Genomic DNA, 12848 nt, shown 5'->3' with positions numbered 1-12848 from the left:
TGGCATCCGCATGGCCGAAGCCATAGAAGATGCCTCGCCGGGACGCGCTCCGGCTTTTTGAAGTGGTGCGAATTCCCGGCGGCCGGTCGGTTCCGGCCCGGCGGAGGACGCGCTAACGGACCAGATCAGGCATGAACGAGATCGATACCCTTCGCGATTCCCTTGTCGGTGAGATCGCCGCGGCGCAGGACGAGGCGACGCTGGAGCAGTTGCGCATCGCCGCGCTCGGCAAGTCCGGCTCGGTTTCCGCCTTGCTGAAGACGCTCGGCGCGATGACGCCGGACGAGCGCAAGGAGAAGGGGCCGCTGATCAACGGCCTGCGCGACGGCGTCCAGCAGGCGCTCACCGCCCGCAAGGAGGCGCTGGGCGAGGCGGCGCTGGAAGCGCGGCTCGCCGCCGAGCGGCTGGACATCTCCCTGCCCGTCCGCGAGGGGCCGGAAGCGCGCGGGCGAATCCACCCGATCAGCCAGGTCATCGACGAGATCACCGCGATCTTCGGCGATATGGGCTTTGCCGTCGCCGAAGGGCCGGATGTCGAGACCGACGATCTGAACTTCACCAAGCTGAATTTCCCGGTCGGTCATCCCGCCCGCGAGATGCACGACACCTTCTTCTTCGCGCCCGACGCCAATGGCGAGCGCAAGCTCCTGCGCACCCACACCTCGCCGGTCCAGGTCCGCACCATGCTGGCCCAGGAGCCGCCGATCCGCGTGATCTGCCCGGGCCGGACCTACCGCATGGATTCCGACCAGACCCATACGCCGATGTTCCATCAGGTCGAGGGTCTCGTCATCGACAAGAAGACCCATTTCGGCCACATGAAATGGGTGCTGGAGGAGTTCTGCAAGTCGTTCTTCGAGGTCGAGAGCGTTAAGATGCGCTTCCGCCCCTCCTTCTTCCCCTTCACCGAGCCGTCCGCCGAGGTCGACATCCAGTGCTCGCGCAAGGGCGGCGAGATCCGCTTCGGCGAGGGCGACGACTGGCTCGAGATTCTCGGCTGCGGCATGGTCCACCCGAACGTGCTCAGGAATTGCGGGCTCGATCCGGACGTCTATCAGGGCTTCGCCTGGGGCATGGGCATCGACCGCATCGCCATGCTGAAATACGGCATGACGGATCTGCGGCCCTTCTTCGAGGCCGATGTCCGCTGGCTCTCGCATTACGGCTTCCGCCCGCTCGACCTGCCGACGCTGACCGGCGGCCTGTCGTCGTGACCAGGGCGGGCTAGGAGAGGAAAGGGCGGATGAGCGCGGCGCATTGGGCCGGCCTGATCGCGGCACTGCTGGTGGCGGCCAATCTCCTGTGCCTGGCCATCGCCTTCGTGCGCCTGCGTCGCAAGCCGCTCGAATCCAGCCTGCTGCGCCAGCGCCCGCCGGTGACGATCGTGCGGCCGGTCTGCGGCCTGGAGAGCTTCAGCCGGGAGACCCTGACCTCCGGCCTCGTCCTCGACTATCCCGACTACGAGACGATCTTCTGCGTCGCCGACGGGCAGGACCCGATCGTGCCGCTGGTCGAGGAGCTGATCGCCAGCCATGGGCCGGAACGCGTACGCCTGATCGTCGGCGATGTCGCGGTCAGCGCCAATCCCAAGCTCAACAACTGCGTCAGGGGCTGGGAAGCGGCGCGGCATGACTGGGTGATCCTCGCCGATTCCAACGTGCTGATGCCGAAGGACTACATCCAGCGGATGATGGCGGCCTGGCGCGAGGATAGCGGGCTCGTCTGCTCGACGCCGGCCGGCTCGCGCCCGCTCTGCTTCGGCGCCGAGGTGGAGTGCGCCTTCCTCAATACCTTCCAGGCGCGCTGGCAATATGCCGGCGAGGCGCTCGGCTTCGGCTTCGCCCAGGGCAAGTCGATGCTCTGGAACAAGCCCTTCCTCGATGCCCGCGGTGGCATCGCGGCGCTCGCTGCCGAGATCGCCGAGGATGCAGCGGCGACCAAGCTGGTGCGCGCCGCCGGCAAGCATGTCCACCTCGTCGACCAGCCCTTCGAGCAGCCGCTCGGCCACCGGCATCTGCGCCATGTCGTGCAACGCCAGTTCCGTTGGGCACGGCTGCGCCGCGTCACCTTCCTGCCTTTCTTCGCGCCGGAGATCCTGGTCGGCCCGCTGGTGCCGGCGGTGCTCGCCGCTTTCGCCGCCCCGGCCTATGGCCTTGCGAGCTGGCAGGCTCCGCTGCTGGTGCTGGCGATCTGGTATGGCGCCGAGATGGCGCTGGCGAAGGGCGTCGGCTGGTTCGTCAACTGGCGCACGCCTTTGGCCTATCTCACCCGCGATCTCGTCTTCCCCGGCATCTGGGCCTATGCCTTCCTTGCCGGCGAGGTCAGCTGGCGCGGCAACGCCATGAAGATCAGGACGGATGGCGACGATCGGCTGAACGACAATGCGCCGGCGCTGTCGTCCGTGGCCGCACGGCGGGACGGGGCGGCGTGACCTTGGACATGCACACCATCCCCGAACGCTATCGCGACTGCCCGAGCTTCTCCTTCGGCGATAGTCCCGAGCTCGCGACGGAGCTGGCGGCACTGGTCGTCAGCGGCCGCAAGACGGCGACGGTGAACACGCTGGACGCACCCGACTGCCCGAAGCTTGGCGAGCTCTGGATCGTGCTCGACGGCGAGAAGCGTCCGGTCTGCGTGATCGAGACGCTCGAACTCACGCCCCGGCGCTTCGACGAGGTCGATGCGCAATTCGCCTTCGAGGAGGGCGAGGGCGACCGCAGCCTCTCCTTCTGGCGCGAGGCCCATGAGGCCTATTTCCGGCGCCTCGGCGTCTTCAGCCCCGACATGCCCCTGCTTTGCGAGCGCTTCCGCCTGGTGGAAGCCTTCGCTCCGATGGACGTAACCACATGAAATTCACGCTCTCCTGGCTCAAAGACCATCTCGAGACCTCGGAAACCCTCGACACCATCTCCGAGACGCTGACCCGCGTCGGGCTCGAGGTCGAGGCGGTCGAGGACAAGGCGAAGGCGCTCTCGGCCTTCACCATCGCCTATGTCATCGAGGCCAAGCAGCATCCGAATGCCGACCGCCTGCGCGTCTGCATGGTCGATACCGGCTCCGGCGAGCCGGTGCAGGTCGTCTGCGGCGCCCCCAATGCCCGCACCGGCATGAAGAGCGTATTCTCGCCGCCCGGCACCTATATTCCCGGCAAGGACATCACCCTCGGCAAGGGCGTCATCCGTGGCGTCGAGTCGAACGGCATGCTCTGCTCGGCCGCCGAGCTGCAGCTCTCCGAGGATCATGACGGCATCATCGACCTGCCGCAGGATGCGCCGGTCGGTCAGCCCTATGCCGCCTATGCCGGCTTCGACGATGCGATGATCGAGATCGCGGTGACGCCGAACCGGGCCGATGCGCTCGGCGTGTCCGGCGTCGCCCGCGACCTCGCCGCCGCCGGGCTCGGCACGCTGAAGACGGCTTCGGTCGCGCCCGTGCGCGGCAGCTTCCCGTGCCCGGTCGACGTCAAGCTCGACTTCGCCCCGGAAGACAAGAAGCTCTGCCCGGCCTTCGCCCTGCGCTTGGTGCGCGGCGTCAAGAACGGCCCGTCGCCGGAATGGCTGCAGGCGCGCCTGCGCGCCATCGGCCTTCGGCCGATCAACGCGCTGGTCGATATCACCAATTTCATGACCTATGACCGCAGCCGGCCGCTGCACGTCTTCGACGCCGCCAAGGTCCATGGCGACCTGACGGTGCGCCGCGCCAGGGCCGGCGAGCAGATCCTGGCGCTCGACGGTAAGACCTACACGCTGACCGACGAGCAGGTCGTGATCGCCGATGCGGAGGGTGTCGAATCGCTCGCCGGCATCATGGGCGGCGAGGCTTCCGGCTGCGACGAGACCACTGTCGACGTTCTGGTCGAGAGCGCGCTCTGGGAGCCGCTGAACATCGCCCGCTCGGGCCGCGCGCTGGGCATCACCTCCGATGCGCGCTACCGTTTCGAGCGCGGCGTCGATCCGGACTTCACCCGTCCCGGCCTCGATCTCGCGACGCAGATGATCATCGAGCTCTGCGGCGGCGAAGCCTCCGAGATGGTCTTCGCCGGCGAGCTGCCCGAGAGCGCTGGTGCCATCGACTTTCCCTGGTCGGAGGTCAAGCGCCTGACCGGTCTCGACCTGCCGCAGGTCGAGATGAAATTGGCTCTGACCTCGCTCGGCTTCCATGTTTCGGGCGCCGGCGAACGGGTCAAGGTCGCGGCTCCCTCCTGGCGCGCCGATGTCGAGGGCAAGGCCGATCTCGTCGAGGAGATCCTGCGCATCGCCGGGCTCGACCGGGTCGAGCCGGCGCCGCTGCCGCGGATCAAGGGCGAGGTCATCAAGCCGGTGCTGACCGTGCTGCAGAAGCGCACGCGCCAGTCGAAGCGCCTGCTCGCCAGCCGCGGGCTGGTCGAGGCCGTGACCTGGTCCTTCATCTCGCATGAGGCGGCCAAGCTCTTCGGCGGCGGCTCGCGCCAGCTCGTCCTCGCCAATCCGATCGCCGCCGATCTCTCCGACATGCGCCCCTCGCTGCTGCCGGGCCTGATCCGTTCGGCGCAGGCCAATGCCGATCGCGGTTTCGGCGATGTCGCGCTGTTCGAGGTCGGCCAGGTCTTCCAGAGCGACGAGCCGGAAGGCCAGCTGATCGCCGCCGCCGGTCTGCGCCGCGGCACGGCCAGGCTGGAAGGCGCAGGCCGCCATTGGGACGGCGCGGCGAAGCCGGTCGATGCCTTCGATGCCAAGGCCGACGTCATGGCGCTGCTGGCCGGGCTCGGCGTGCCCGTCGGCGGCCTGCAGATCGTCGCGGGCGGCCCGTCCTGGGCACATCCCGGGCGGTCCGGCACGCTGCAATTCGGCCCCAAGGGCGTGATCGGCGCCTTCGGCGAGCTGCATCCGCGCGTGCTCAAGGCGCTCGACGTCAAGGGCCCGCTTGTCGCTTTCGAGATCCATCTCGATGCGCTGCCGCTGCCGAAGTACAAGCCGACCAAGGTCAAGCCGAAGCTGGCGCTCTCCGATTTCCAGCCGCTGACCCGCGATTTCGCCTTCATCGTCGACAAGGCGGTGGCGGCCGGCGACATGGCGAAGACCGCCCAGAACGCCGACCGCGCGCTGATCGCCGAGATCAGCGTCTTCGACATCTACGAGGGCGCGGGGGTCGAGCCCGGCAAGAAGTCGGTCGCACTGGCGGTGACGCTGCAGCCGGTCGAGAAGACCCTGACCGAGGCCGAGATCGAGGCCGTCGCCGCTAAGATCGTCGCGGAGATGGCCAAGCGCTACAAGGCCGCGCTGCGCGGGTGACAATGCCTCAGGGCGAGCCTCGGGCCGGTCATCCCAGGACGGAAGAGGCGCCTTCGGGCGCCTTTTTTGTTGCAAGGAATCGAGGCCCGCGCCCCACGCCCTTTGTGAGCGGCTTCTGGTCAGGTACCGCCGGGGCACCGTTATTGATCATAATTATGAAATAATCGGCGCACGAAATCGTTTGAAAATCGGGGTATCGGCTCAGATTGTTGCAATCTGAGAGGCCGTATGTCGCTGACCGAGCTCCCCGTTGAAGACAATCTCTTCCCCGGCTTCAGGCTGCTCGACGTCGCGACCTCCGGCGCGCGCATCCGCGTGCGCACCGGCGGGGAGGGGCCGCCCCTGCTTTTGCTCCATGGCTATCCGCAGACGCACATCATGTGGCGGCGTATCGCCCCGGCGCTGGCGCAGCGCTTCACGCTCGTTTGCCCGGACCTGCGCGGCTATGGCGATTCCGGGAAGCCGGCGACCTCGGCTGACCACGCCCCCTATGCGAAGCGCGCCATGGCACAGGACATGGCCGAGCTCATGAGCGCGCTCGGGCACGAGCGCTTCTTCGTCGGCTCGCATGATCGCGGCGCCCGTGTCGGGCACCGGCTGGCGCTCGACCATGCCGAGCGGGTGTTGAAGCTCGCGACCCTCGACATCGCGCCGACGCGGGAGATGTATCGCGACACCAGCGACGCTTTCGCGCGCGCCTATTGGCACTGGTTCTTCCTGATCCAGCCGGCACCGATGCCCGAAAACATGATCGGCGCCGATCCTGAGTTCTACTGGACGAGCCGTCGCGCCTCGGACATGCGGCTGTTCGAGCCCGCGGCGCTTGCCGAGTATCTCCGCTGCTTCCGCGATCCCGCGATGATCCATGCCAGCTGTGAGGATTACCGCGCGGCGGCGACGATCGATATCGCCCATGACGACGCCGACGGCGGCAGGAAGCTCGACTGTCCCATGCTGGCGCTCTGGGGCGATCGCGGAGCCGTCGGCAAGTGCTTCGACGTGCTCGCGCTCTGGCGTGAGCGGGCTGTGGATGTGCGTGGGAAGGCATTGCCCGGCGGGCACTATCTGGCCGAAGAGATTCCTGATCTCGTCGCCGCAGAATTTGCCGCGTTTTTTGGAGAAGTCGCATGAGCCGGACCAATCGCGTCTATCGCATCGCCGTCATCGCCGGAGACGGCATCGGCAAGGAGGTGATGCCCGAGGGCCTGCGCGTGCTCGAGGCGGCCTCGAAGAAGTACGGCTTCGAGCTGCGTCTCGACGAGTTCGACTTTTCCTCCTGCGACTACTACGCCAAGCACGGCAAGATGCTGCCGGACGACTGGAAGGAGAAGATCGGCGGCCATGACGCGATCTATTTCGGCGCCGTCGGCATGCCCGCCCAGGTGCCGGACCATGTCTCGCTCTGGGGCTCGCTGCTGCTCTTCCGCCGCGAGTTCGACCAGTACGTCAATCTGCGCCCCGTGCGCCTGATGCCGGGCGTGCCCGGCCCGCTCGCCAATCGCAAGCCCGGCGATATCGACTTCTTCGTCGTCCGCGAGAACACCGAGGGCGAATACTCCTCGGTCGGCGGGCGCATGTTCGCCGGCACCGAGCGCGAGATCGTCATGCAGGAGACGGTGATGAGCCGCGTCGGCGTCGACCGCGTGCTGAAATACGCCTTCGAGCTGGCCCAGCGCCGGCCGCGCAAGAAGCTGACCTCGGCCACCAAGTCGAACGGCATCTCGATCACCATGCCGTATTGGGACGAGCGGGTGAAGGAGATGGCGAAGAACTATCCGGGCGTCGCCGTCGAGCAGTACCATATCGACATCCTGACCGCGCATTTCGTGCTGAATCCGGACCGTTTCGACGTGGTCGTCGCCTCCAACCTGTTCGGCGACATCCTCTCGGATCTCGGCCCGGCCTGCACCGGTACGATCGGCATCGCCCCGTCCGGCAACATCAACCCGACCGGCGATCATCCCTCGCTGTTCGAGCCGGTCCATGGCTCGGCTCCGGACATCTATGGCCAGGGCATCGCCAACCCCGTCGGCATGATCTGGTCGGGCGCGATGATGCTCGACCATCTCGGCGAGACCGAAGCCGCCAAGGGGATCGAGGCCGCGATCGAGCGGGCGCTCGGCGACGAGCGCACCCGCACCCGCGACCTCGGCGGCAAGCTCGGTACCGAGGCTGCCGGCAAGGCGATCGAGCAGGCGCTGGGTTGACGACACGGCCGGCGCACGGCCACAAATTCCGGCCGGCGCCGGAATAAGACGTAAGACTTAGGGAGGCGACAAAGTGCCCGATCTGACGTTTTCGCTGCTTGAACCGGCGCTCTGGGGCAAGCTCTTCGAGATCATCGCGCTCAACATCGTATTGTCGGGAGACAATGCGGTGGTGATCGCGCTCGCCTGCCGGGCGCTCGCGCCCGAACAGCGTGCCAAGGGCATCGCGCTCGGCGCCGGCGTCGCGGTTCTGCTGCGCGTCGTCTTCACAGTGCTGATCGCCTCCCTACTCAATATGCCGTTCCTGCACATCGTCGGCGCGGCGCTGCTCGTCTGGATCGCTGTCAAGCTCGTCATCGAAGATGGCGAGGGCGACGAGAATGCGGTCGCCGCCAGTAGCAAGCTCTGGAAGGCGGTGCAGACCGTCGCCATCGCCGACATCGTCATGAGCCTCGACAACGTGCTCGCCATCGCGGCCGTGGCGAAGGACTCCATCCCGCTGCTGATCGGCGGGCTGATTATCTCGATCCCGCTGATCGTGCTCGGCGCCTCGCTGATCACAAATCTCCTCTCGCGTTTCCCGATCCTGGTCTGGGCCGGGGCCGGCCTTCTGGGCTGGGTCGCGGGCGAGATGTTCGAATCCGACCCCTGGCTGGTCGGCAAGCTCGGCGAGACGCTGGCCCATCAGCTCGAATACCCCGCAGCCATACTTGGGGCCCTGCTCGTGCTCGGCCTCGGCTATTTCCTCAAGCAACGCCGGCCAGATCCGGCCCTCTGATACAGGGACTGACCGACCTATGGATTTCTCATCTTCCACCTTCTGGGCTTCGCTGCTCCAGATCATCTGGATCGACCTGCTGTTGTCCGGAGACAATGCGGTCGTGATCGCGCTCGCCGTCCGTTCGTTGCCGGAGAAGCAGCGTAAAATGGGCATCCTGCTCGGCGCCGGCGCTGCCGTCGGCCTGCGCATCCTCTTCGCGGTGATCGTTTCTTATCTTCTCAACATCCCGTTCCTGAAGGTGGTCGGCGCTCTGCTGCTGTTCTGGATCGCGATCAAGCTCGCCAAGGGCGAGGAGGAAGCACATGGTGACGTTGCGGCCAGCGACAATCTCTGGAAGGCCGTGCGCACCATCGCCATCGCCGACGCGGTGATGAGCCTCGACAACGTGCTGGCGATCGCTGCGGCGGCGCGCGGCCATTTCGAACTCTTCATTTTCGGATTGCTGCTGACTATTCCGTTGATCGTCTTCGGCGCGCGCATGCTGTCGACGATCCTCGAGCGTTATCCGATCCTGATCTGGCTCGGCGCCGCGCTGCTCGGCTGGATCGCTGGCGAGATGCTGCTCTCCGACATCGCCGTTCTGCAGTGGCTCCAGACCGCCATTCCGAGCTGGGTGGCCAGCGTGCCGGTCTCCGATACCAACCCGGCCGGTCTCGCCCCCGCCAAGCTGCCGTTCTACTCGGCGGCGGTCATCGGCGCGGCCTTCGTCGTCGGCGTCGCCTACATTCTGAAGAAGAAGCCGGTGAACCAGCCCGGCTGAGCCCTGCTCAAGCGAGCTGAATGAACGCGGCGGCCATGGTTTCATGGCCGCCGTTTTTTATGATCCGGCTGCTGCCGAGAACCGGCTCGCCCGGCCGCTCGGGGTCTTCGACCGCAAAGCCTCCCAGGCCGATGAGCCGGACCTCGAAACTCTCGGGCGGCCGCCGGAAACCGGTGCCGAGCGCCTTCACATAGGCTTCCTTGGCGCTCCACAATTGCGCGAAGGCAAGCGGCCGAGCCGGCGGCTGCAGTGCCTGAAGCATCGCCTGCTCGGTGGGATGCAGCGCCGCAAGTGGCGGTTGCGCTGTGAGGTCGACCTGCTCGACATCGACGCCGACCGGGCCATGAGCCAGGGCCAGGGCCACCAGCCCCGCCCGCGTTGCCAGCGAGATATGCAAGCCGCTGCCAAACGGCGCCGCGATTACTGGCCGGCCGCCGGGCTCGTGCTCGATCCTCACGGCGTCCGGCTCAAGGTTGAACTGTGTGGCGAGAATGGTGCGCGCCAGCCCACGCCGCAGCGCCGAGCGCTCGGCCAGCGTGGCGGGCCGGTGGTCGGTCGCGACGAGCCAGACTGTCGGCAGGGCCGCGGCGCTTTGGTCGGGGGAGGAGAGCCAGAGCATACGCCGTTCTAGACGCGATCCGCCTTTCTGTCGTGACGGGCGCTCGATGCATGGCCCGCCTTGCGCTGCATTCATGTGCCGGCCGCGTCGCCACCATTGACGCCGGCCCTCCGAGAAGCTTCGAACAGCTTATGTCCCATCCGGAAACTCCTTCCGCATCCGCCGCCCAGGCGCAGCTGACTCTCGCCGGCATGGCGCTCGGCCTGCGCCGGGTTTCCGTGCTGTTGCCCGGCATCGTCGTCTTTGCAGTCGCCTTCGGTGCCGCGGCCTCGGCCAAGGGGCTGAGCCTGTTGGAAGCTCTGCTGATGAGCGCGCTGGTCTATGCCGGCGTCGCCCAGTTGGTCGCCATGGAGCTGTGGCGTCCCGAATGGACCTGGGGAGCGATCGCCGGGCTGGCCTTCGTCACCGCGACGGTCAATGCCCGCTCGATCCTGCAGGGAGCCTCGCTGCAACCCTGGTTCGCGCGCTATCCGCGGCTGGTCAACGCCTTCCAGCTCTTCGTCTTCACCGATGCCAACTGGCTGATCGGCACGCGCTACCGGGCCGAGGGCGGCAATGATCTCGGCGTCGTCCTGGGTGCCGGCCTCTGCCTCTGGATCGTCTGGCTCCTCGCCACCATCCCCGGCTTCCTGCTCGGCTCGCTCGTCGCCGACCCCCGCCAGTACGGCATCGATCTCGTCATGCCGATCTTCTTCGCGGCGATGATCGTGCCGCTCTGGCGCGGCCGCCGGGCTGCCTTGCCCTGGGTGGTCGCAGGCGTGGTCGCCCTCGTCGTCGCCAAGCTGGTCGACGGCTATGCCTTCATCATCATCGGCGCGCTTTCGGGCGCCCTTGCCGGGGCCTTCCTTGATGACGCTGCCTGATCCCGGCGCCTGGGGCCCCTATCTCGCCATCCTCGCAATGGCGCTAGCGACCTATCTCTGCCGCATCTCCGGCGTGGTGCTGATGGGCTTCGTGCCGCTGACGCCGCGTGTGCGGCGCGGGCTCGCTGCGCTGCCGGGCTCGATCGTCTTCGCCACCGTGCTGCCGCTGATCGAGCGCCTCGGACTGGCCGCAGGCCTGGCGCTGGTCGCCGCCATCTGCAGCATGGTCCTGCGGCGCAGCGAATTGCTGGCGCTGCTCGTCGGCATGGCGACGGTCTCGCTGGCGCGCGCCTTCGGCCTCTGAGCGGCAGCTACGGGCGGGATGCCGGGCGGGCTGCGCGGATTTGCACCTCACATCGTGACCCATCACCGGTTACGATCGGAGCCATCACATCATTCGTTCGTCGCGTCCGGGACCGCGTGTTGACGCCACGGGGGCAGGGGCAGACGGTGCGGGTCAACAAGACTGACAGATCGGAGCGCCTTATGGCCTGGTATTCGCAAACCTGGAGCTGGTTCGAAGGGGAGTGGCACGAAGGCAACCCCGGCATCATGGGACCGCGCTCCCATGCGAGCTGGCTGTCCTCGACCGTCTTCGACGGCGCCCGCCATTTCGACGGCGTTACCCCCGACATGGACAAGCACGCCGCGCGCGTGAACCGCTCCGCCGACGCGCTCGGCCTGAAGGCGACAGTTCCGGTCGAAGAGATCATCGCGCGCACCGCCGAGGGCGTGAAGAAATTCGCTCCGGGTACCGCGATCTACGTCAAGCCGATGTACTGGGCCGACGCCGACGGCCTCTCGACCATCATGGCCGATCCGGACTCGACCAAGTTCTGCCTGTGCCTGTTCGAGGCGGCGATGGGCGATCCCGGCAAGGGCTTCTCGGTGACCAAGGGCGCCTATCGCCGCCCGACCATGGAGACCATGCCGACCGACTCCAAGGCCGGATGCCTCTACCCCAACAATGCCCGCATCCTGCGCGAGGCCAAAGGCCGGGGCTTCGACAATGCGCTGGTGCTCGACATGCTCGGCAACGTCGCCGAGACCGGCACCTCCAACATCTTCCTCGCAAAGGACGGCGTGGTGAAGACGCCGGTTCCGAACGGCACCTTCCTCAATGGCATCACCCGCCAGCGCGTTATCTCGCTGCTGCGCGGCGCCGGCGTGCCGGTCGAGGAGACCAGCCTGAGCTATGCCGATTTCGAGCAGGCCGACGAGATCTTCTCCTCGGGCAACTACTCGAAGGTGATGCCGATCTACCGGATCGACGACCGTCAGGTTCAGCCCGGCCCGATGTTCCGCAAGGCGCGCGAACTCTACATGGACTTCGCCCACTCCAAGTAACCGGAGCTCCCCGCATGGCCCGTCTCGCCACCCGCCTGACCGAGCGCTTCGGCATCGAGCATCCGATCGTCTCGGCGCCGATGGCACTCGCTGCCGGTGGGGCGCTGGCGGCGGCGGTGACGCGGGCCGGCGGGCTCGGCCTGATAGGCGGCGGCTATGGCGATGGCGACTGGCTGAGGACGCAGTATGAGGCGGCCGGCAACATGCGCACCGGCTGCGGCTTCATCACCTGGTCGCTGGCGAAGCAGCCGCATCTGCTGGGCGAGGTGCTCGCCCATCGCCCGGCGGCGCTGATGCTCTCCTTCGGCGATCCCGCGCCCTTCGCGGCCGAGATCGCCGCTGCCGGCATTCCGCTGATCTGCCAGTGCCAGAGCATCGGGCATGTCAGGGTGGCGCTGGCGGCCGGTGCCTCCGTCATCGTCGCGCAGGGTACCGAGGCGGGCGGCCATGGCCACGCCCGTGCGACGCTGCCCTTCGTTCCAGAGGTCGCAGACCTCCTTACCCGCGAGAGCCCGGACACTTTGCTGCTGGCCGCCGGCGGCATCGCCGATGGCCGGGGCCTCGCCGCGGCGCTGATGCTCGGCGCCGATGGCGTGCTCGTCGGCACCCGCTTCTGGGCGAGCCGCGAGGCGCTCGTCCACCAGAACCACCAGGCCGCGGCCATCGCCGCGACCGGCGATCAGACCGTGCGCTCCTCGCTGCCCGACATCGCCCGCCGGCTCGATTGGCCAAAACCCTTCGACATCCGCGTCGGCGACAATGCCTTCATGGCCAAATGGCGCGGCCGCGATGCCGAATTGCTGGCGGCGGCCGAAATCGAGGGACCGGCTTATCGCGAGGCCTTCATGGCCGGCGATCCTGATAGGGCCGCCGCGATCTATGGCGAGGCGGCCGGGCTGATTACGGATGTGCCGCCGGCCGCCGAGATCGTCGCGCGCATGGTCGCAGAAGCGGCCGAGCAGTTGCGTCGCGGTGCCGGCATCGTTGCCGAAGGCTGAGCA

General features: G+C 67.4%; 13 protein-coding genes. 12 read left to right on the top strand and 1 reads right to left on the bottom strand.

Annotated elements, in window-relative coordinates:
* Positions 1–131: 131 nt before the first annotated feature.
* The 8 genes from pheS (at position 132) to RKE40_RS12540 (ending at position 9018) form a co-directional block, all read left to right on the top strand.
* The gene (gene pheS / locus RKE40_RS12575; protein ID WP_316018586.1) at positions 132–1214 is read left to right on the top strand and encodes a phenylalanine--tRNA ligase subunit alpha; all 1083 of its coding nucleotides are present in this window, start codon (positions 132–134) and stop codon (positions 1212–1214) included.
* A 29-nt stretch (positions 1215–1243) separates the two neighbouring features.
* Positions 1244–2431, top strand: coding sequence for a glycosyltransferase (locus tag RKE40_RS12570; protein ID WP_316018585.1), 1188 nt, complete (start codon positions 1244–1246; stop codon positions 2429–2431).
* Entirely contained in the window at positions 2428–2850 is a 423-nt protein-coding gene (locus RKE40_RS12565) for an ASCH domain-containing protein (RefSeq protein ID WP_390893345.1), read from the top strand. Before RKE40_RS12570 ends, RKE40_RS12565 begins: the two co-directional genes overlap by 4 nt.
* The gene (gene pheT, locus RKE40_RS12560; protein ID WP_316018584.1) at positions 2847–5270 is read left to right on the top strand and encodes a phenylalanine--tRNA ligase subunit beta; all 2424 of its coding nucleotides are present in this window, start codon (positions 2847–2849) and stop codon (positions 5268–5270) included. Before RKE40_RS12565 ends, pheT begins: the two co-directional genes overlap by 4 nt.
* 228 nt (positions 5271–5498) lie before the next feature.
* Positions 5499–6401, top strand: coding sequence for an alpha/beta fold hydrolase (locus RKE40_RS12555; RefSeq protein ID WP_316018583.1), 903 nt, complete (start codon positions 5499–5501; stop codon positions 6399–6401).
* Positions 6398–7477 (top strand): tartrate dehydrogenase, encoded by a 1080-nt coding sequence (locus RKE40_RS12550; RefSeq protein ID WP_066468290.1) that lies wholly within the window; start codon positions 6398–6400, stop codon positions 7475–7477. Before RKE40_RS12555 ends, RKE40_RS12550 begins: the two co-directional genes overlap by 4 nt.
* Positions 7478–7550: 73 nt before the next feature.
* Positions 7551–8255, top strand: coding sequence for a TerC family protein (locus RKE40_RS12545; RefSeq protein WP_316018582.1), 705 nt, complete (start codon positions 7551–7553; stop codon positions 8253–8255).
* A 19-nt stretch (positions 8256–8274) separates the two neighbouring features.
* On the top strand, positions 8275–9018 hold the full coding sequence (locus RKE40_RS12540) for a TerC family protein (RefSeq protein ID WP_316018581.1): 744 nt from the start codon (positions 8275–8277) through the stop codon (positions 9016–9018).
* 7 nt (positions 9019–9025) lie between these two features.
* Here the strand turns inward: RKE40_RS12540 and RKE40_RS12535 are convergent, their stop codons facing one another.
* A complete protein-coding gene (locus RKE40_RS12535; protein WP_316018580.1) occupies positions 9026–9637 on the bottom strand; it encodes a 4'-phosphopantetheinyl transferase family protein in 612 nt (203 codons plus the stop codon).
* Positions 9638–9768: 131 nt separating this feature from the next.
* On the opposite strand from RKE40_RS12535, the gene RKE40_RS12530 reads away from it, so the two are divergent.
* The 4 genes from RKE40_RS12530 (at position 9769) to RKE40_RS12515 (ending at position 12845) form a co-directional block, all read left to right on the top strand.
* Positions 9769–10500, top strand: coding sequence for an AzlC family ABC transporter permease (locus RKE40_RS12530; protein ID WP_316018579.1), 732 nt, complete (start codon positions 9769–9771; stop codon positions 10498–10500).
* Positions 10487–10804, top strand: a complete 318-nt coding sequence (locus RKE40_RS12525) for an AzlD family protein (protein WP_316018578.1) — start codon at positions 10487–10489, stop codon at positions 10802–10804. The genes RKE40_RS12530 and RKE40_RS12525 overlap by 14 nt, the downstream gene beginning before the upstream one ends.
* Positions 10805–10986: 182 nt before the next feature.
* A complete protein-coding gene (locus RKE40_RS12520; protein WP_316018577.1) occupies positions 10987–11847 on the top strand; it encodes a branched-chain amino acid aminotransferase in 861 nt (286 codons plus the stop codon).
* Positions 11848–11861: 14 nt separating this feature from the next.
* On the top strand, positions 11862–12845 hold the full coding sequence (locus tag RKE40_RS12515) for an NAD(P)H-dependent flavin oxidoreductase (RefSeq protein ID WP_316018576.1): 984 nt from the start codon (positions 11862–11864) through the stop codon (positions 12843–12845).
* Positions 12846–12848 lie beyond the last annotated feature (3 nt).

The sequence above is a fragment of the Allobosea rubneri genome, from assembly GCF_032464875.1.
Taxonomy (GTDB): Bacteria; Pseudomonadota; Alphaproteobacteria; order Rhizobiales; family Beijerinckiaceae; genus Allobosea; species Allobosea rubneri.
Note: the sequence above shows the minus strand (reverse complement) of the source record. Positions and strands in the feature narration are given on the sequence as shown.